Source organism: Maribacter aquimaris (assembly GCF_014596745.1).
GTDB lineage: Bacteria > Bacteroidota > Bacteroidia > Flavobacteriales > Flavobacteriaceae > Maribacter_A > Maribacter_A aquimaris.
The window spans coordinates 96,268-116,553 of record NZ_JABTCF010000009.1 but is presented as its reverse complement, the minus strand read 5'-3'; the positions used below and the strand labels follow the sequence as shown (position 1 = coordinate 116,553).

Below are 20,286 nucleotides of genomic sequence, written 5' to 3'. Positions count from 1 at the left end.
GGGCAGTGGGCAATGATCAATTAACAATGAACAGCGAAAAGCGAACAGCCATTAGCCATTAACCATTAGCAATAAGCGGTCTGCGTATAGCGAATAGCGCACAGCGATTAGCCAGCAGCGAAAAGCGAACAGCCAAGTTGGGAGTTATAAGTTAAAAGTTTTTTGTTCATAGTAGTAAGCAGTGAACAGTGTACAGTGAACAGTAAGCAGTGAACAATGTACAATTAGCAATTAGCACAAAGCGAATAGCGAACAGCCAGCAGCGCAAAGCGCAAAGCGCAAAGCCATTAGCCACTAGCCATTAGCGAACAGCGATTAGCCAGCAGCGAACAGCAACTACCAACTATTTCCTCGGATGGTATTTATCCATGACCTCGGTCAAGTGGGAGCGATCGACGTGCACATACACCTCAGTGGTGGTAATGCTTTCATGGCCCAACATCTGTTGAATGGCCCTAAGGTCGGCCCCGTTTTTTAACAAATGGGTGGCAAAGGAGTGCCGAAAGGTATGTGGACTAATACTTTTGCCCAATTCGATTTTGGTAGCGAGTTGTTTGATGATCGTAAAGATCATGGCACGGGTAAGTTGTTTGCCCCTGCGGTTCAAAAATAGGATATCATCAAACCCCTTCTGTATGTTTTGGTGCACCCGAACCTCATTTCGGTAGATATTGATATATTTTTTATTGAAATCACTGATCGGTACAAAGCGTTGTTTGTCCCCCTTGCCCGTTACCTTTATAAAATCCTCCTCAAAAAAAAGGTCCGATATACGTAGGTTTATGAGTTCGGAAACCCGGAGTCCACACCCATATAAGGTCTCTAGCATGGCGCGGTTGCGTTCCCCTTCGGGTTTGGAAAGGTCTACGGCCCCAATGATCTTATCGATTTCGTCCTCAGAAAGGGTATCGGGCAATTTTCTGCCGATTTTGGGCGATTCAAGCAAATCCATAGGGTTGTCGGTGCGGTAATCCTCAAAGGTCAAGTAGTTGAAGAAACTCTTTAAGCCCGAAATAATACGGGCCTGTGATCGGGGATTTACGTCTTGCGCGATTTCATAGATAAACCGTTGTATGGTTTCCTTGTCAATAAGTAAAGGACTTACAGAGAGTGTGTTGGCTTCAAGAAAGCCAATTAATTTGGCCACATCCAAAAGGTAGTTTTTAATGGAGTTGTCAGACAGGCCGCGTTCTAGCTTAAGATAGTCTTGGTAATCTTCTAAAGCTTGTTTCCATTTCATTTTACAAATATTCAATTTATATGCGTCAAACGATTCCAAAAAGCTGAAAAAACAATATTACACAACATATTTGGATTATTACACAACGAAAATTAGTCGAATGATGTAAGTCATTCTAAGTTTGCCCCATCAATTTAAAACAATCAATTATGAAAAAAGTAGTAGCAGTATTGGCCTTTGCGCTAATCGGATTTTCAATGAATGCCCAAGACGGCTTTAGACTAGGGGCCAATTTAGGTTTGCCCACTGGTGATGCCGGTGATCTTTCAGGCTTTAGTATTGGTTTGGATGCCCAGTACATGTTCGAGACTGCAGGTGATTTCGATTTAGGGGTCGCTACCGGTTATACCAATTCTTTTGGTAAGGAAATCGGGGAAGGCGAATATACTTATGAAGTCCCAGATGTGCAATTTTTGCCATTGGCAGGAGTCGCCAGGTACAAAGCTAGCGAAGAATTATCTATCGGTACCGATTTAGGGTATGCCTTAGGTATCAACGATGGTAACGATGGTGGTTTTTATTACAGACCAACCGTAGGTTATGCCGTTAGTGATGGTGTGGAAATCAATGCCTCTTATACCGGAATTAGTTTGGATGGTGGTACTTGGTCTACAATCAACCTAGGCGTACTATTCAATCTATAGAACATATTTTCAATCATACGAAAAGCGAAAACAAATCCAGTTTTCGCTTTTTTTATGCCCTTTTTTGGATTAGACATCGTATTTGTATTAGGTAGTGTACACGATTCGTGTTTTATGAACTAAACACTATACGATTATGAAAAAATCATTACTTCTTCCGTTGATTGCCTTTTGAACCTTGTCGGGGTCGAAAAAAATACGGGAACATCAACAATATCGGTTTTTATATAGGGGCCTTGGTCGATATTGCCGCTACCGAAAAATTCCATCTACAGCCAGAACTGACCTATGGGAAGTCCGAAGACCTTTCATTTGTCTATTTGTCCATCATGGCCAAATATTATGTAGCCCCTAAATTTCACATACAGGCCGGACCCCAATTGAATTTCTCCTCAAATCTCGACGATATTAAAAATACCATTCGCGATGCCGAGGAACTTTTGGGTACCAATGGCGATGTTGATGATGTACTCCGTACCTCGGGGTGGATTTAGGCGTGGGGGCCGGTTTCGATGTTACCGATAATTTTACGATCCAGGCACGTTATTCCTTCGAACTGACCGATAGGTATTCTGATCCCGCTGGTGGCGTACTCAATATTAAGGGGTCTGCATTACAGGTCGGTGTAGCCTTTATGTTTTAATGTAAGGATACAACCGGTTTTGTTTTCCGATGGAAGGACTACCAATACGATATTAAAAGGTATAAAGCGACCCCGAAACGGGTCGTTTTCTTTTGAATTTATAAGGGAAGCCAAGTCTTTTGCCCGAATTAAAATTGGTTGGTTTGCAACAAAAATCGATGCATTGCGTTTTCGTAGGTAGTTTAAACCAATCACTTTTATAAAACCAAACCACAATGCACAAAAACCTATTCGCCCTGATCTTTCTTTTAATGGGAACCGGAATTTTTGCCCAAGAAGGCTTTAAACTCGGGTTTCACGGGGGCTTTCCCATCAACGACTTTAATGATGCCGTAACCTTGACCCTCGCTTTGGATGCGGGCTATATGTATGCTGCGAACGAAACAATCGATATCGGTATCGCCACGGGATTTATACATGGCTTTGGCGAAAGCTTCAGTTCAGAGGCTATAGAAGCCGATTTTCCCAATGTGGAATTTATTCCTTTGGCCGCCTCGGTTCGTATATGGACCTCCAATTCGTTCTCCTTTGGTGTAGATGGGGGGTATGCCGTAGGTATTAATGACGGTAATGATGGTGGACTCTATTACCGACCCGTTATCGGGTATCTTATGGGCCCCAGTACCGAGGTCAATTTTTCATATTCAACAGTAGAGCTCGATGGGGCTTCTTGGAACACCTTGAATCTCGGTGTCTTGTATACCTTTAAATCGAAACGCAGTCGATGATCTAAACCGATGATACCATAAAAATAACCATAGGGAAGGGGAAGCGATCATGCTTCCCTTTTTTTATTTCGCATAAATCGATACATTTATGCAATGAAAGCCACACACAGGCTCCAAGTGGTATGCTGCTGAGGGTGCTGTTACACGTGCTGTAGTAGTATCGAGGGTCATAAGGCCCATAAAAACAAGGATAATGAAGATAATGATCATCAACGGACCCAATTTGAACCTCTTGGGCAAACGGGAACCTGAAGTATACGGAAGTACTACTTTTGAGGCATATTTTACCGAATTACAAACCAAGTTCAAAACGGTAGAGTTGGCCTATTACCAATCGAATATCGAGGGGGAGCTTATTGACAAGATCCAGGAAGTCGGTTTTTCCTATGATGGTATTATTTTGAATGCCGGGGCCTATACCCACACCTCGATCGGTATTGGCGATGCCATCCGGGGTATTACCACCCCAGTTATCGAAGTACATATTTCCAACACCTTCGGTCGGGAGGCCTTTCGTCATGTATCGCATATTTCACCAGCGGCCAAAGGCGTTATTTTAGGGTTTGGCCTGCAGAGTTATGATTTGGCCATACAGAGTTTTTTGTAGAAGGTAAAGGATATAGTGAATAAACCATAGTATGCCCATAGAGGGGTGTAAAGGTGTATTTTACAGCTATATAAACAAGTTGTGTTGCATTAAAAGACAGAATCAATAATAGATGAAATTTAAAATATTAACGTAGAAAGATTTTGGCGAAGGTAAATACCTAGCATTATATTAAGCGCTTTACAACAACAACCTCCTATGCAAAGTCTTAGTCCAGTTCCCTAAAGTCACTTTTATCTTATCTTTAAATCCATAACCGAACATAGGGGCTAGCCGTTATGCTTTATGATGACCAACCAATAACCAAATGATAAAATTCTTTAGAAAAATCAGGCAACAGCTTTTAATAGAAAACAAATTCGGGAAATATCTGACTTACGCCATAGGGGAGATTGTTTTGGTCATCATCGGTATTTTGATGGCGCTCCAGATAAACAACTGGAATTCAGATAGGATAGATCGTGCGACCGTAGCTAATTATTATAAGCGTATTCATAGCGAAATTCAAGAGGGTATCAAGACCGTGGAATCGTTTACGGAAAAAGCGAAGTACATTGGGTCTTTAAACAAAAGGACGTTGAAGGTTTTAGCCTCTAAAAACTATGATTCCATTCCTGTTTTAAAAGAAACCTTGGGTGCTCTAGGAACCTCCTGGACATTAGACGTGAATTTTCCGGTGACAGAAGAATTTTTAAATCAAGGTTATTTATCAAAAGTTCAAAATGACAGTGTTAAACTGGCATTCAATTACTATGTATATTCAATGAAGGAAATTGATATCATGGAAAAATTCACCTCCAGTCAATACAATGATCGTATAGAGCCATATATCATCAAAAACCTGAACTATAGTGAAATTGCACTACCCTTATATAGAAAGGGGCTTATACCAGGAGGTACCCCAACAAATTTTGAACTTCTTTTCAATGACCTCGAGTTATGGAATAACGTAACTTTAAAAATGGAGGGTATAACACTGGATATTAAATCCTACAAGAAAATAATTGAATCGTTGAATAAACTGGACGAGCAGATCTTAAGGCAACTTCAACAAGGTTAAACAGCTGGGTAGTATTTTAAACAAACGAGCCAGCCTGCAGCGCTGGAATTAAAGGTAAAAAAGAGGATAATATTTTTTAGGGGTATCCGCCAGCACTTCCTTTCTGAAGGAAAAACAGGAAAGTATCTGAAATACGCTATAGGGGAAATTGTGCTTGTGGTTATTGGAATCTTAATTGCATTGCAAATCAATAATTGGAACCAAAGCAGGCTAGACCGGATAGCGGAAACAAAGTATTTGAAGAGTATTGATAAGGAGTTGATATATAATAATTACCTAAACCAGTCAATAATTATCAGTAGGTTACCCAAAAAAGTGGAAGGCCTTACATTGGCAAAAAAATATTGTGAGAATGAAATAATAGTGACCGATACATTGGAATTCTTAAATCGTGTATCCTATGGTGGGGGGGCAGGTGGATATGATTTTGGTAAGAGAAGTACTTATGATGAACTGGTAAATACTGGGAATTTACAGCTCATTAGAAAATGATACAATAAAAAACGCTGTCGCAAATTACTATGGATATTTAAATGCGGTGAAAGAAAGGGTGAAAATAAACGCTTGTAACTTTTCAAACCATACCTCAGGATTACGTCCCTTTGATACTAAAAACCCAAGTTTTATTTCAAAGTTCGAAAAAGTCAAAATGATGGAATCCTTTACGTCCGTTGAATTCAGGAAATTGGTTAATCTTGAACCTTCATATGCCTATAAAGTAAGGGATTATATTGAAAATGTTAAATCAGAAGGCGAACAAATCATACATCTTATCAAAATGGAATTGGAAGATGGATCGGGGAAGGGGAATAAATAACCAATCCCGACTTAGGCCGTTTAAAACCCATTGCTGGCACAAGCCTTCTTATAAGCCCTGAAGCGTTGGGTTTCGTGGACTTCCATTCCGTTTATAATTGCTAAATTTGGTGTTTGAAATACGCAACAAACCCTATGTAAAAACGTTAGCTGCTACCTGAACAAAATTATGAATTGGATACTATTGGCAATTGCAGGACTTTTTGAAGTCGCATTCGCTTTCTGTCTTGGAAAGGCAAAAGAGTCAACCGGAAATGAAATGTACCTATGGTATGTCGGATTTTTTATAGCCCTAAGTTTTAGTATGGTGCTTTTAATCAAGGCCACCCAATCTTTACCAATAGGAACTGCGTATGCGGTATGGACAGGGATTGGGGCGGTAGGAACCGTATTGGTTGGGATTTTTGTATTTAAAGAACCTACAACATTTTTAAGGCTGTTGTTTCTGACGACCTTGATTATCTCAATTGTTGGGTTAAAAGCCGTTTCACATTAGCCGATGGAATTAAAAGCAAACAAATTCTTTCGTAATCCAGGATATTATTGTTCTAAAACCATAGATTCAAAAACGAGGTTCTTTTAGCCTTTTTTCTACTGATCCAGGTAATGGAAAAGTAAAAACAACGGCTGCCTTGGGGCTTGCCATACGCGCAGTTGGTGCGGACAAGAAAGTTTCTTAGCCCAATTTGTTAAAGGGATGGTTTATTGAAGTTTCTGAAATCATTTTGTCCGGAAAATATGATGTTTTGGTTTTAGACGAAGCCCATATTGCTAACTACTACAGATTATTCGGTGTTGAAGAACTGATGGATTTATTGAAGGGAAAACCAGAAGGATTGGAGGTAATAATTACAGGAAGATACGCTCCTGACCAGCTGATTGAATTTGCTGATCTGGTTACTGAAATGAAAGAAATAAATCATTACTATACCAAAGGAATTCAGGCAAGAATAGGGATTAAATATCCTTTTGAGGGCCGGGTACGTGAAGGACTCTATCTTTAGTGTTAAAACGACTATGTTAATTCAATGGGGCATTTATTAAATGCGGGTAATTGGAATCGCGATTTTGAAACCTTAGAATAGTGTCTTTCAAGATGACGCCTTTATCAATATTAATGGCATTTTTAATAGTCATATTTTCATCCCAACTTTCGCGGCCGGATACCACAGCTGGCACATGAACCATTAATGCGGCTGAAATAGATCGGGAAGCACTTTCCCAAAAATAACTTGGTGTGTGATCCACGGCATAGTAATCAATTTTATCGATTGCTATGATCGGGTTTTTAAACGTTGTAGGTTTTGCAAAATAAAATCCCATCCCTTCATCACAACTAACATCTATGATTAGTGTCCCAGGTTTAAGCATGGATTTTTCATGTTCCTGGACATAATCAATGGGGTCATCCGTATCCTGATATGTGCCATTGATTATTATTCCAGATTCGTTTATTAAATCCAGCAAAGGTCGCTCTGAACCATCGTGCTCCACAACTATCAGTCGAGGTTCATTTTCGTTTCCTTTTCTAATTCGGACATAGTGTACATTAAGGACTTCCTCCCTAACCTCATGATCCGGTCTTTGGATACAGATGGTAATATCCCTAAAGCCTTGTGATTTCAAGGCATAAATGGCTCCTCTACTTACTGCTCCAAAACTAAAGATGATCACTTTCCTTTGGTTTCCATAATGACCATTTATTCCTCTTAGCTGCAATGCGTGATTCACGGCACTATATCCGGCCAATTCATTGTTTTTGTAAAAGGTATGTCTTCCCATTTGTCCAGTGGGATACCACACATACATATCCTCAAAGGCAATCAAGGTTAATTTTTTGTCTATGGCCGTTTGTGTAATTTGCATTTGCTGTGCACAATGCGGATATCCCCAAATAGTGCCGCCATCTTTCAGCTCTTCCAGATCGGATAGGATAGGTTTGGCGATTATGGCAGAACCAATGTCTGATAATATCTCACTCCGTGTGGCTATGCCACCGGTTAAGGCACTGATTTCTTCGTCTTCTATTTTGAAAGGTGCGCCATAACCTTTCTCAAAAATCAGTTGTCTTCGAATGGTTTCCGGAATTCTTTTTAAATGTTCTGGATGGATAGGTACCCGCCTTTCATCTTCTTTTTTGGAAGTTCCAATAACACCCATTTTTAATAAAGCCATATCTTCTTGGAATTGAAACGAGTTGCAGGGTAATGACGTTTGCAAATCGTAATATTAAAAATACATCAGATAGTTATATGCTAGTAATCAGGCATTAAGTAGCTACTAGGGTTTCATTAATCCAAAATAAGGGCTTAAACAAAAAGCCTCGGCAATTCGCTGAAGTGGAGCGAAGAGACAATTAATATCAACAGATGAACAATTCTATTCCAAAGATAGGTTATTAAAACCCAATTAACAGAATATCAGTTATTATCCATAGCCTTGTAACACAAGAGGTATAAGTCTTTTTTTAGGAAAAAGTACTGAAGGTTTTGAAGTCGAAGTTCGGTAATAAGCAGTCCCAACAGCCTGCTGTATAAAAAACCTTTGCCCGGTCATCTAAGACCATCCAATACTTATTCTTGATAGAACTTTTCCAGTATGACCTTTGTTCCCCTTTCCCTTCACAAATGAATCGCTTATATTTATAACGGTATAATAAAGACCAAATCCATGGTACTGTATTTTACGGCAAAACCTATCCATGAAAAAATATGCACCGATTATCCTGATTCTTGCATTGTTTAAGTTCATTGTTCAATGGATGGGGAATGGGAATTACGGCTTCCATCGTGATGAATTATTGCATTTATCGGTGAGTGAGCACCTCGATTGGGGCTTTATGGAGTTTCCGCCCCTTATCGCCTTCCTTGGTAAATTGTCGTACTGGTTTTTCGATTACGCCCTGTTGGGTGTACGCCTATTTCCTACACTTGCAGGGGTTGCCATCCTTATTCTTTGTTGTCTTATGGCCAAGGAACTCGGAGGTGGTTTTAAGGCCGTGTTTCTTGCAGGAATCTGTGTATTGGCATTTCTTCCTTTTTACCGCAACCACACCTTGTTTCAACCCGTGGCCTTTGACCAATTATTCTGGACCATGGGTTTTTACTTTATCATTAGGTTTATCAATTCCCAAAACAAAAGGTTCCTGATTCTTTTAGGCATTACCTTAGGTCTGGGGCTGTTGAACAAATACACCATGTTCGTTTGGGCCTTTGGGGTATTGATCGGGCTGTTTTTCTATCAAAAAGGCAACCTCTTTAAAAACAAATGGTTCTATATTTCGGCTTTGATCGCACTGCTTATTTTCTTGCCCAATTTTATTTGGCAGGTGCAGCACGACTTTCCGCTTTTAGCCCATTTACAGGCCCTTAATGTCTATCAATTGAATGATATGGACCCGATGGCCTTCGGTTTGGGGCAATTGGACTTTCCGTTCACCCTGATAGTAGGTCTTTTTGGTTTAGGGGCCATGATATTCGGTAAAAACCTAAGCAAATACAGGGGGGTAGGGGTAGGCGTCTTGGTTGTTTTTTGCACCCTATGGGCGCTACATTCCAAGGCGTATTATGTGTTTGGTATATATCCGGTCCTTTTTGCGGCCGGGGCGGTCAAATTGGAGGCCTTGCTTTTAAAAAAACCGATCTGGATGTATGTGATTGCGACGTTTGTTTTAGCGCCTTCCCTTTATTTTATACCACAACTAACCCCTGTATTGCCCATAGAACAATATGTGGCCTATAAGGGCCTTAAGGAAGATAAAAATGGGCGGATAGCATTGACCAGTGACTATGCCGATATGTTCGGTTGGGAAGAACAAGTAAGATTGGTCGATAGTGTGTACCGCGCTTTGGGCGCTGATGAAAGGGAACATTGTGTACTCTGGGCGGAAAATTATGGGGAGGCCGGCGCATTGAAAATATTGGGCAAAAAATATGGACTACCCGATCCCATTAGTAGGCACGGAACTTTCTGGACATGGGGTTATGGCAATAAGGATGCCAAGGTTTGGATCAGTTTAGGCAACGAAAAACCATCTGTGGAACATGTTTTTGAGGACGTTGAATTGGTTAAGATAATCACCCACAAATATGCCATTGACGAAGAGAACGGTATCCCACTTTATATTTGTAGAAAACCAAAAGTCGATATTGAAAAATGGTGGAAAGCCTACGAGGATCATATTTTTGATTGATATGATAATTTATCCTTAAAGACTAAAGTGAAGGTATTATGGTCAATCAACAAAATGTCTTAAAAAAGGGCACTGTTCCGTGCTTTAAAACCTGAGGGATATTTTAAAAATCTATTAAATTAGTGGTGTTATTAAAAAGGATTTTCAGGCACCAATATTTGTTGGTCATTGGATGTCAATTTTCCCTACAACGTCTTAACTTTATAAAATCTATTTCAAAATTTCAATTTTTAATACGTATGAAATCAAAATCGCTTCTAATCGTTGCAATGGCAACTACGTTATTATCCTTTACAACCCATAGTATCAATACCATGAAAATAAAATCGAAGGACTTTAATATTAAAAAGGACTTGCTATTGGTACAGTTGGATTGTAAAACCGATGTAGATGATCTTCATACGGCGGCGGCATTGGCAACTTTAGTGGCTGATTCCGATTTTTCAAAATTGAAGTACCATGCGGTTGCGGGAACCTATGGAATTCAAGAGGGTTTATACGTTCCGCCAAATGATCTCATGCAGCTCTCTTTTGGAAACAATTGGACAGATGCCCATAAGAATAGGGATTTAGCCGTTCAAAAAGTCAAGGACATAGTAAAGAAAATCCTTAGACGTAAGGGGGATGTCTGGATAGCGGAGGCGGGCCAATCCGATTTTACGGCTGAACTTGTCAAGGCCATTCAACAGGATTTGCCTAAAATAAACACATTACAGCGCATACATGTCGTGCAGCACAGTGATTGGAATGAAAAATCAACTTCCCCAAAGGACCTCGATTTCGTAAAGAAAAACACGGATTATTGGAAAATACCGGATGGTAATGCAGTGGGAAATGGAACCCCAGGATTTCGTGATGCGGATTATACCAATTGGAAAGATAACGTCGGGAATCCTAAATTGAAAGAAATATGGGGGCTTTCCACAGATTTGTCAAATCAATACAATGGAAAGGATGGGAGGTACAATAATCATGCTGTTTCCGCAGGCGGATTGGATTTCTCCGACTTGTCTGAAGTTTGCTCCATTTTAGGTATCGGGGATATCAAGGATGTTGGGGAATTTTTTGATCGGTATGGGAATTGAACGGGCTATGGACTGACCATAAGAAAGGCCTGACCCTGAATTAAATTGCCTTGGTTTTTTTAAAAATCAACTACATGTGCGGTGTCGAAATCAGGATTTATTTCGAACCGTGTATTACATCAACAAATCTTTCCACTACGCTGGAAACCATAAAGACTGAATTGAATGGCACAAAGAAATTTCATATACCCCCTTATCGTAATTTTGATTACCTTAAATTTTTCATCCTGTAAATCCAGTTCCAATCTAACGGAACCAACATTGACCAGGAATTCAAAAGCTTCACTACAAAAACCCTATGTGATCTTGGTTTCCCTTGATGGTTTTCGTTGGGATTATGTCGATAAATACAAACCTCCCCATCTTACCGAATTTATTGGGAAAGGGGTACGGTCCGAGTCGTTGATCCCATCGTTTCCTTCCAAAACATTTCCGAACCACTACACCATCGCAACCGGGATGTACCCTGATAAGCATGGCATAATCGGGAATTCTTTTTATAGTAATAAAAAGGATGTCACCTATAAGATTGGCAATAGGGAAATGGTAGAGGATGGCACCTTTTACGGCGGTACGCCTCTTTGGGTGCAGGCGGATAAGGCGAATATGGTATCTGCGAGTTATTTTTTTGTAGGTTCAGAGGCTGATATACAAGGCGTAAGACCCACCTATTATCAGGTGTACGATGGAGCAATCAAAAATGAGGTTCGTGTAGCCGAGACCTTAAAATGGTTTGCGTTGCCCAAAAAGGAAAGACCACATATGATAACCTTGTATTTTTCCGATATGGATGATGTGGGACATGAGTTTAGTCCAGATAATGATGCGCAATTAAAAAAAGTCCTGTTCGCTTTGGATGAAAATTTGGGGGAGTTGTTTAAAGGTGTTGAAGCAACCGGTCTGCCCATAAACGTCATCATAGTTTCCGACCACGGTATGGCAACATTACCCACAGCGAATATGATACCTGTTGGGGATCTTGTGAATGATAGCCTATATACGGTGGTCGACAATGGGGCGATTCTCAACGTTCATCCAAAAAACAATACTTCAACGGATACTATGTTAGAATACCTAAAACCGAAGGAAGACCATTTTAAGGTCTATACGACCGAAAACACCCCCGGTTTTGAATATAAGCCACGAAACAAGGATTGGGGAAGCATTCAGGTTATCCCCGATTTTGGATATTATTTTTCGGGTAAGGAACGTATTGAAACCCTGAGGAAAAAATCGATTACAGCGATTGGAGTACATGGATACGATCCCAAGTATAAGGACATGCATGGTATATTTTACGCCAATGGCCCCGCATTTAAGGAAGGTTATGTTATCCCTTCCATAAAAAACATCCATATCTATCCTTTGGTATGTCAGATTTTAGGTCTTGAAATCCCGAATGAAATCGATGGGGATTTAAACGAAATAAAAACCGTTTTAAAAACCGATTAATGATTCCGTAAATTCCTTTTGAACATCGAGGCAGTACCTAATGGGGCCAATGAAAAACATTGGATCGGTGCTTTAAAATCAACGATATAATTTGAAGATCGATTGAATTAGGGGTGTTGGTAAGATCAATGGTTTACATCCTAATCGTACTGATATACAATTGTTTTTGCATCATATAAGTGAAATATTCAATAGGGGAAGGAAAGATGATCAAGAACTATTTTGAAAAGGAATTTGAATTACGATATTTTGAAATAAACGAATATGGTTTTGCATTGCCGACGACCATCTTAACCCTTTTGGAGGAAACGGCAGCAGAACATTGTTATTCCATTAACCCTAGCCTGTATCAATAGGGAGGACAAAATATTGGTTGGGTTTTAGTTTCTGGGATGATGCAAATGGAGTGGTATCCAAGATATAAGGAAAAAATCACGATTAGGACTTGGATGTCAAAATATACATTAGTGAAAGGTTTCAGGAATGATGTTGGTATAGGATGTTTAGCTATCGTATGTAAACATTGCTGAAGAGCAAAACCCCATTTTTTGAATATTATTCCCATATTTACCATTCTTAGGCAAGGATTTACCTTTTGAAAAGGATAAACACAACGGAACTTTGTCCTGTAAAAAATAAAATTATGAGTCAAGTAGCATTGTGCCCCAAATGTGGCGGTAAATCAAAGATCAAGGAAGAGGATGGGGTCGTTTCCTATCAGGCAATTCAAGATGAAGAAGCTTTCCAGAAAATAGGTCAACTTAAAAAGGCCATGGAAAAGTTCAAAGCAAAGGCAGAGCAACTTGAAAAGGAGTTGGAGATCATTAAGTCAAAGCAAAAATAACGGATATGAAGATTGCAGTAACATCAGCTAGCGGGCATTTGGGGTCGGCCATCGTACGGCAACTAATAAAGGAAATCGGGAAAGAGAATGTTATAGGTATTGCACGGACCCCCGAAAAAGCACATCGTCTGGGAATCGAAATCCGAGAGGGAGATTACAATAACCGAGAGCATTTTAATCAAGCATTACAAGGTATTGATGCGGTTCTTTTGGTTTCAGGTATGGATGACCCACAGAAAAGGATACAACAGCATAGAAATGTCATTGAAGCGGCAAAACTGAACGGGGTTCATAAGATTGTTTACACCAGCATTATTGGAGACGAAAATAAAACGGCCTTTAGTCCTGTCGTGCAAAGTAATCGCCAAACCGAAAAGGATATACAGGAATCGGGCCTTGCGTGGGTCATTGGTAGAAATGGAATTTATATCGAACCCGATTTGGAATACATAGACCAGTATGTCAAAGCGGGTGAAATCAAGAATTGTGCGGGGACAGGGAAATGTGCCTATACCAGTAGGGAGGAATTGGGTTACGCCTATGCACAAATGCTGTTGCATGAAAAGCATAATGGGCTGGTGTACAATTTGGTAGGTGAGCCAATCACCCAAGAGTACCTGGCCAAATTGATCAATCAAGCGTATGGGACAAGCCTGTCTTATAATCCTATTTCAGTTGAAGCTTATGCGGAAGACAGAAAAAAGGAGTTGGGGGAATTCATGGGAACCATCATCACCGGAATTTACGAAGGGATCAAGAATGGATCCAATGATGTACCATCTGATTTCGAAAAGGCCTCTGGAAGACCGCATATATCCCCCATGGAAATGATCGGATTATTTAAAAACAGATAAGAAAAAAGGAAATTAAAGCGCTCGGTTCAGGGTAAATTGAAAAAGGCGGTTGTTTGTATTGTCCCTATTGAATAGCGTTGGACTAGGTCTTGTCATTTTAGTTATGAACATAAAAACCCGCGGTTTGAACATACCTTCGAACCACGGGTTTTATGCTAAGTTTGGGGAAACTACCTAATATTAAAATAAGCCAACCGCTAATTGTACCCTTGCTATTTTTTGAGAAGGGTTCCATAGAGTTGTTGCTGAAACCGGGAAGTTTACGTCTGAAAATTTTAGGGTTTTTGAGGCTGTTAAGCCTACATTCACAAAATCGAAATTCTGCTTACCATCACCGTATAAATGCGTATCCCCGTTAAAAGAGAATGCACCACCTACAAAGCTCCTTAAATTCACTTTTGATTCTGTGATCAACGGATAAGACACTTCCACATAGGTAGAATAGCGCTGTTCTAGATCACCATCATCATTCAATTGGGCATCGCCACTACCATACAATAACACATCGGCTTCCAAACGTAAAGGGAAACTTTCGTTGAAGGTATAAGAGGTGCGTAGATCCAATAAATGCGTGGTGGTGTTCTTATCGTAATTCCACACATCAGGGGTAGCTACGTTACGGGTATTGAATAAATCCCACAGACCAATGGAAAAGCCATTTTCGGCATATTGGATATAGTAGTTTATTTCTTTGTAATAAGTACCGTCGGCATCATTGGAGAACGACATTCCACCCCAAAAACCAGTGGTGAAACTACCCGATTCATTCAATCTCAATTGAGAGAAAACAGCGGCCATGGGTTTATCGGTAATGACCAAACCCCTCCATAAATGGTTCGTTTTTACATCAACATTAAAGTCTATCGGACTGTCTTTCGATTCTGTTTTTTGGGCATAGCCCATTTGCACTGTGATCAGCGCTACGAATACTATAAGTATTTTTTTCATTGTAGTTTACTATAAGGGGAATATGCTACATTAAGGCCATATATAAGTAGGCTGCAATTACACATCCGATGATAGGACCCACTACGGGTATCCAAGCATAACCCCAATTACTTTTACCTTTTACGGGTAAAATGGAATGCATGATCCTGGGCCCTAGATCCCGGGCAGGATTAATGGCATAGCCTGTTGTTCCTCCCAAGGACAAACCAATGACCCATACAAGAAAGGCTACGGGTACTGCCCCAATAGAGCCTAAACCTATGATGGCACGAGCTTCTACATCTCCTGTGATATCTAATTCCGGACCAGCTAAATAGAATATTACAAAGACCAAAACGAAGGTTCCTATAATCTCACTCATTAAGTTGGAAAAAGTGTTCTTAATGGCCGGTCCCGTACAAAAAGAAGCTAACATACCTTCCTCATCATCAGTGATTTTATAGTGATCCTTATAGAAGAACCACACTAAAAACGCTCCTAACATGGCCCCGATCATTTCACCCGCTAAATATTCAGGGACGACAGTCCAAGAAATCTTACCTGCAGTTGCCAAACCTATGGTTACCGCTGGGTTCAAGTGCGCGCCACTATAGGGGCCTGCCACGACTACTCCTATAAAGACACCCAGAGCCCAGGCTGTGGTGATTTCGATCCATCCAGCACCATTACCCTTGGTGCCCTTCAATACTGCATTGGCCACAACTCCGTTACCCATAAGCATAAGAAGCATGGTGCCTAATATTTCTGCTACTAAAATTGACATGATTTTCTGTTTTTATAGTTGTTGATGACTAATTACTCTTCGATCCAATGCTGTGCACACTTAACGGCTTTATGCCAGTAATGCAACATATTGTCGACTTTTTCTTTAGGAGCTTCTGGATAGAATTCCTTATCAACAACCCATTGGGATTGGATATCATCGATACTGTCCCAGTAACCAACGGCCAAACCTGCCAAATAGGCGGCGCCCATAACTGTTGTTTCCAAAGTTTTGGGCCGTATGATCTTAAATCCGAACAAATCGGCTTGGATCTGCATTAATAAATCGCTGGCACTTGCACCACCATCTACGCGTAGTTCAATACTTTTTTCACCTGCATCGGCTTCCATGGCCCTTACGATGTCGTATACTTGAAATGCTATACCCTCTATCGTTGCCCTTGCTATATGGGCATCTGTGGTACCCCGGGTGATACCCAACATGGCACCGCGGGCATATTGGTCCCAATAAGGTGCTCCCAATCCCGTTAGGGCCGGTACAAAATAAACACCTCCGTTATCTTCCACGGTTTCTGCCAAATGGTTGATGCCTGGGGCTGTTTTCACCATTTTTGCGCCGTCGCGTAACCATTGGATAGCGGCTCCACCAACAAAAACACTTCCTTCAAGGGCATAGGTGGTTTTACCGTTGATTTTCCAAGCAACGGTGGTTAAAAGATTGTTTTCTGAGTACACCGCTTTATCACCGGTATTCATTAATAGGAAACATCCTGTGCCGTACGTATTTTTAACCATTCCCGGTTTGGTACACATTTGACCGAACAAGGCTGCTTGTTGATCCCCTGCAATTCCCGCAATCGGAATTTTGGAGGAGAATAGGGTGGTAGCCGTAGTACCATAAATCTCACTACTTTCTTTAACCTCGGGTAACATGGCTTTTGGTATGTTGAACAACTCCATCAATTCATTGTCCCACGCCATGGTATGTATGTTGAACAACATAGTCCTACTTGCGTTGGATACATCGGTAATGAACATTTTTCCCCTTGAAAGTTTCCAGATAAGCCACGTGTCAATGGTCCCAAAACAAAGTTTCCCTGCTTCCGCTTTTTTCCTGGCACCTTCTACATTGTCCAAGATCCATTTAAGTTTGGTTGCTGAAAAATAGGCATCGATCACCAATCCTGTTTTCTTCTTGATCATATCGATATGACCGGCATCCTTTAACTCATCGCAATATCGCGAGGTTCTTCTGTCTTGCCATACGATCGCATTGTATATGGGTTCGCTGGTTTCACGGTCCCAGACAACGACGGTTTCCCTTTGGTTGGTAATACCTATGGCCGCAATACCATCGCCTGAAATACCTTGCTGGGCCACTACCTCGGCCGCAACGGAAATTTGGGAAGACCAAATATCATTGGGGTTGTGTTCTACCCATCCCGGTTTAGGAAAAATCTGTTCAAACGGTTTTTGGGAAACTCGAACAATCTCACCGTCGTGATTGAATAAAATCGCACGGGAGGAGGTCGTCCCTTGATCAAGTGCTAAAATCAGTTTGTTCTTCATGTTTAATTGATTAAGTAGTTTTAATTGTTTCTAGGGGACAATTAAAACCGTGGTTTATAAAATATAGTTAGTGGTTACTTCAATATAGTCAGCAACTTGCTTGGTTTGCCAATCGGCATCCTTTCCAAGTTCCTTCGCCATAATTTTGGCTACTTCAGGAGCCATTCTAACACTCTCTTTGGCATCTAAGAGTTGACAACGGGTTCTACGTGCAAGAAAATCTTCCACAGTACGTGCCATTTCATTTCTTACGGCCCAAACCACTTGGGCCTCTATAACCCCCAAGGAGGTACTTAAGGTTTTGTTCCACCCGTTCACTTTGGCAAGATCGACTATGGCTTCTTCGTCACTGCCATAGAAATATAAAGGGTTGTCAAAGTTTACATTTTCTTTGTAACCATGGATCTTAAGGTGTCTTGTTTTTGTGGGAATGTGTTTCCATTCGTGGTTCTTCTCAGCCTTATCCACCAAATCTTGACCCATTCTCCTAAAAGTTGTCCATTTACCCCCCACGATAGTCAGTAGTCCGGATTTGGATGTATAGATTTTATGGCTTCGGGAAATCTCTTTCGTTTTGTTTCCTTTGCCTTTCGTAGCCGCCAAAGGTCGCAAACCTGCAAATACGCTTAATACATCGCTTCTTTTCGGTGCCTTGGTTAGATACCTACTTGCCGTACTAAGGATAAAACCTATCTCTTCTTCCAGTGCCACGGGCTCCAATGATTCTTTTTCGATCGGGGTATCTGTAGTACCGACAATTACCTTATTATGCCATGGTACTAAAAACAAGACCCTGCCATCATCTGTTTTTGGAATCGTAATCGCATCATCCCCTGGTAAAAAGGATTTATCCAATATTAAATGTACCCCTTGGCTTGGGGCAATGGTTTTTTCAGCCCCTGGGGAATCCATTTGTAAAACATCATCCGCAAAAACACCGGTAGCATTGACAACCTGCTTTCCTTTGATTTCGAATGATACATCTTCTTCCTCATCATGTACCTTAACACCCGTTAGGTTGCCATCGTTATCTTTGACCAAACCATCAACGGCACAATAATTCAATACTATCGCTCCCATCTCAACAGCGCTCTGCAAGGTATTAATTGCCATTCGTGAATCATCGAATTGACCATCATAATAAACCACACCAGCTGAAATTTTATCCGGGTTGATCAACGAAATACGTTTTAAGGTTTTGGATTTTGAGATACGTCTAGATCGTCCAAGGCTCAATTTTCCGGCCAATAGATCATAAAAAGTTAATCCAACGGTATATAATATTTCGTCATATAATCCATGTGTTGGAATTATAAAGGATTGACTTTTAGTGATGTGGGGGGCGTTTTTCAACATTAGCCCTCTTTCTACTACGGCCTCCCTAACCAAACCTATATCACCTTGTGCCAAATATCGCACACCACCGTGTACCAGTTTGGTTGCCTTACTTGATGTGGATTTTGTGAAATCCGATTTTTCCAATAATACAACGGAGTACCCTCTGGCAGATGCCTCAAGAGCAATGCCGATGCCTGTTGCCCCGCCTCCTATAACTATGAAATCGTACGTTTTAGATTCCTCTTTTAACCTATCGATCATTGCTTTTCTGTTCATGATTCCTCTTTTATTTTTTGATATTGCTTTCTAATTGGATATAAATATACAATAAAACGAAACAAAACAAAACCTCTTATTAGTTATTAATTGTTATTTTTTATGAACCATGATTTTTGTCATAAAATCGAAGCCAAATGTTCCAAAAATGGGTATTTCATCGAAATATTTCAATTTTTGTATTATTTATTGTTTCTTTTTTAGGGAAATATGAGGTATAGTGGTTTCGTTTTGATTACGGATAGTTCGGTCAAAAGTGATATCCAAGCTTTATTTTGATTACTTGATGTTGTACCTTTGTATAAAACGAAACAAAATGTCATTGAATATTATCGATCGCCACAGGCTTATCCTGGAGAAGCTTGAAGAGGATGGCTTTGTAAACGTTAACGAATTGAGTAAGGAGTTTAATGTTTCTTTGGTGACAATTCGAAAGGACTTAAAGTTACTTGAAGAGAGGAAGCTGTTGTTCAGGTCGCACGGGAAAGCTATTCCGGTAAATCCATACATTACGGAACACCCCGTAAATATCAAGGAAAAAATACATACCAAGGAAAAAAACAAGATTGCGATAGCTGCTGCCCTAGCCCTAGAACCGTATGACAGTATTATTATTGCATCTGGAACCTCGGTCATCGAATTTGCCAGGCATATTAGGCCTATTGAGGGATTGACTGTGCTAACCGCTTCTTTGAACACAGCCATCATCTTGGCCGAGCATAAAGAGATTGATGTTATGCAATTGGGAGGCATTGTTCGATCGAGTTCCTCCTCCGTTGTGGGGCCTATTGGTGAAAAAATGTTGGCCGAATTTACGTTTACCAAATTGTTTCTAGGGGTTGATGGGATTGATCTCGAATATGGACTCACGACCACAAGTTCTATGGAGGCTTCCTTAAATAAGGAAATGATAAAAGCGGCACATAAGATCATTGTCTTGGCCGATTCCTCAAAATTCAACAAAAAGGGGTTTGGAAGGATTTGTGGACTGGATGAGGTAGATCAGATCATAACAGATGATGGTATTGATGAGAAAACAAAGAACAGATTGGTCGAATTGGGTGTTGAGTTAACGATTGTTTAAACCAAATACCAATACAGGCACACTCTCGCGACATGTAGGCCTATGGCCTTAAAAGTAGGGGTAGCATTGGTAGGGAGCCTAAATTGTCCCATACAGGAACCAAAGGAAGATCCACTTCAATTGTTTTTATTATAAATAAAACGGGGGTTTGACCCTAATAACGTCAAACCCCCGTTTAAGCTT

At 40.5% G+C, this 20,286-nt stretch carries 24 protein-coding genes; 18 read left to right on the top strand and 6 right to left on the bottom strand.

The window, feature by feature from the left end:
- Positions 1–343: 343 nt before the first annotated feature.
- Entirely contained in the window at positions 344–1,240 is an 897-nt protein-coding gene (xerD, locus tag HPE56_RS14160; RefSeq protein WP_188244411.1) for a site-specific tyrosine recombinase XerD, read from the bottom strand.
- Between the two features lie 149 nt (positions 1,241–1,389).
- Here xerD and HPE56_RS14155 point away from each other — a divergent pair, with 149 nt between their 5' ends.
- From HPE56_RS14155 to HPE56_RS14110, 11 genes are all read left to right on the top strand, one after another.
- Positions 1,390–1,884: an outer membrane beta-barrel protein gene (locus HPE56_RS14155; protein ID WP_188244410.1), complete on the top strand. Its 495-nt coding sequence runs from the start codon at positions 1,390–1,392 to the stop codon at positions 1,882–1,884.
- A 164-nt stretch (positions 1,885–2,048) separates the two neighbouring features.
- Entirely contained in the window at positions 2,049–2,378 is a 330-nt protein-coding gene (locus HPE56_RS14150) for a porin family protein (RefSeq protein WP_188244409.1), read from the top strand.
- Entirely contained in the window at positions 2,369–2,527 is a 159-nt protein-coding gene (locus HPE56_RS14145; protein ID WP_188244408.1) for a hypothetical protein, read from the top strand. The genes HPE56_RS14150 and HPE56_RS14145 overlap by 10 nt, the downstream gene beginning before the upstream one ends.
- Before the next feature lie 215 nt (positions 2,528–2,742).
- Positions 2,743–3,255: a hypothetical protein gene (locus tag HPE56_RS14140; RefSeq protein WP_188244407.1), complete on the top strand. Its 513-nt coding sequence runs from the start codon at positions 2,743–2,745 to the stop codon at positions 3,253–3,255.
- 193 nt (positions 3,256–3,448) lie between these two features.
- Positions 3,449–3,862, top strand: coding sequence for a type II 3-dehydroquinate dehydratase (gene aroQ / locus HPE56_RS14135; protein WP_188244406.1), 414 nt, complete (start codon positions 3,449–3,451; stop codon positions 3,860–3,862).
- Positions 3,863–4,169: 307 nt separating this feature from the next.
- The gene (locus HPE56_RS14130; RefSeq protein WP_188244405.1) at positions 4,170–4,922 is read left to right on the top strand and encodes a hypothetical protein; all 753 of its coding nucleotides are present in this window, start codon (positions 4,170–4,172) and stop codon (positions 4,920–4,922) included.
- Positions 4,923–5,078: 156 nt separating this feature from the next.
- Positions 5,079–5,414 carry a hypothetical protein gene (locus tag HPE56_RS20675; RefSeq protein WP_188244404.1) on the top strand — a complete coding sequence of 112 codons (336 nt, stop codon included), beginning with the start codon at positions 5,079–5,081 and terminating at the stop codon, positions 5,412–5,414.
- A 157-nt stretch (positions 5,415–5,571) separates the two neighbouring features.
- On the top strand, positions 5,572–5,739 hold the full coding sequence (locus HPE56_RS14120; RefSeq protein ID WP_188244403.1) for a hypothetical protein: 168 nt from the start codon (positions 5,572–5,574) through the stop codon (positions 5,737–5,739).
- A 168-nt stretch (positions 5,740–5,907) separates the two neighbouring features.
- Positions 5,908–6,234 carry a DMT family transporter gene (locus HPE56_RS14115; protein ID WP_188244402.1) on the top strand — a complete coding sequence of 109 codons (327 nt, stop codon included), beginning with the start codon at positions 5,908–5,910 and terminating at the stop codon, positions 6,232–6,234.
- 64 nt (positions 6,235–6,298) lie between these two features.
- Complete coding sequence (locus HPE56_RS20670; RefSeq protein ID WP_394355056.1) at positions 6,299–6,418, top strand: cob(I)yrinic acid a,c-diamide adenosyltransferase; 120 nt, start codon at positions 6,299–6,301, stop codon at positions 6,416–6,418.
- Between the two features lie 6 nt (positions 6,419–6,424).
- Positions 6,425–6,742: a cob(I)yrinic acid a,c-diamide adenosyltransferase gene (locus HPE56_RS14110; protein WP_223170318.1), complete on the top strand. Its 318-nt coding sequence runs from the start codon at positions 6,425–6,427 to the stop codon at positions 6,740–6,742.
- A gap of 16 nt (positions 6,743–6,758) precedes the next feature.
- Here HPE56_RS14110 and HPE56_RS14105 read toward each other — a convergent pair whose 3' ends face one another.
- Entirely contained in the window at positions 6,759–7,913 is a 1,155-nt protein-coding gene (locus HPE56_RS14105; RefSeq protein ID WP_188244401.1) for a N(5)-(carboxyethyl)ornithine synthase, read from the bottom strand.
- A 526-nt stretch (positions 7,914–8,439) separates the two neighbouring features.
- Between HPE56_RS14105 and HPE56_RS14100 the strand changes: the two genes are divergently transcribed.
- From HPE56_RS14100 to HPE56_RS14075, 6 genes are all read left to right on the top strand, one after another.
- Positions 8,440–9,930 carry an ArnT family glycosyltransferase gene (locus tag HPE56_RS14100; RefSeq protein WP_188244400.1) on the top strand — a complete coding sequence of 497 codons (1,491 nt, stop codon included), beginning with the start codon at positions 8,440–8,442 and terminating at the stop codon, positions 9,928–9,930.
- Between the two features lie 239 nt (positions 9,931–10,169).
- Positions 10,170–11,015 (top strand): hypothetical protein, encoded by an 846-nt coding sequence (locus HPE56_RS14095; RefSeq protein WP_188244399.1) that lies wholly within the window; start codon positions 10,170–10,172, stop codon positions 11,013–11,015.
- A gap of 165 nt (positions 11,016–11,180) precedes the next feature.
- Positions 11,181–12,467 carry an alkaline phosphatase family protein gene (locus HPE56_RS14090; RefSeq protein WP_188244398.1) on the top strand — a complete coding sequence of 429 codons (1,287 nt, stop codon included), beginning with the start codon at positions 11,181–11,183 and terminating at the stop codon, positions 12,465–12,467.
- Between the two features lie 179 nt (positions 12,468–12,646).
- The gene (locus HPE56_RS14085; protein ID WP_188244397.1) at positions 12,647–12,823 is read left to right on the top strand and encodes a hypothetical protein; all 177 of its coding nucleotides are present in this window, start codon (positions 12,647–12,649) and stop codon (positions 12,821–12,823) included.
- Between the two features lie 287 nt (positions 12,824–13,110).
- Positions 13,111–13,311, top strand: a complete 201-nt coding sequence (locus HPE56_RS14080) for a hypothetical protein (protein WP_188244396.1) — start codon at positions 13,111–13,113, stop codon at positions 13,309–13,311.
- Between the two features lie 5 nt (positions 13,312–13,316).
- The gene (locus tag HPE56_RS14075) at positions 13,317–14,165 is read left to right on the top strand and encodes an SDR family oxidoreductase (RefSeq protein WP_188244395.1); all 849 of its coding nucleotides are present in this window, start codon (positions 13,317–13,319) and stop codon (positions 14,163–14,165) included.
- Positions 14,166–14,345: 180 nt separating this feature from the next.
- Here the strand turns inward: HPE56_RS14075 and HPE56_RS14070 are convergent, their stop codons facing one another.
- From HPE56_RS14070 to HPE56_RS14055, 4 genes are read right to left on the bottom strand one after another with little or no spacing between them, the layout of a single operon-like run.
- Entirely contained in the window at positions 14,346–15,113 is a 768-nt protein-coding gene (locus HPE56_RS14070; protein WP_188244394.1) for a hypothetical protein, read from the bottom strand.
- 25 nt (positions 15,114–15,138) lie between these two features.
- Entirely contained in the window at positions 15,139–15,876 is a 738-nt protein-coding gene (locus HPE56_RS14065; RefSeq protein ID WP_188244393.1) for an MIP/aquaporin family protein, read from the bottom strand.
- Between the two features lie 32 nt (positions 15,877–15,908).
- Positions 15,909–17,405 carry a glycerol kinase GlpK gene (gene glpK, locus HPE56_RS14060; RefSeq protein WP_188244392.1) on the bottom strand — a complete coding sequence of 499 codons (1,497 nt, stop codon included), beginning with the start codon at positions 17,403–17,405 and terminating at the stop codon, positions 15,909–15,911.
- Between the two features lie 54 nt (positions 17,406–17,459).
- The gene (locus tag HPE56_RS14055) at positions 17,460–19,019 is read right to left on the bottom strand and encodes a glycerol-3-phosphate dehydrogenase/oxidase (RefSeq protein WP_188244391.1); all 1,560 of its coding nucleotides are present in this window, start codon (positions 19,017–19,019) and stop codon (positions 17,460–17,462) included.
- Between the two features lie 316 nt (positions 19,020–19,335).
- Here HPE56_RS14055 and HPE56_RS14050 point away from each other — a divergent pair, with 316 nt between their 5' ends.
- Complete coding sequence (locus tag HPE56_RS14050; protein WP_188244390.1) at positions 19,336–20,103, top strand: DeoR/GlpR family DNA-binding transcription regulator; 768 nt, start codon at positions 19,336–19,338, stop codon at positions 20,101–20,103.
- Positions 20,104–20,286: the final 183 nt, after the last annotated feature.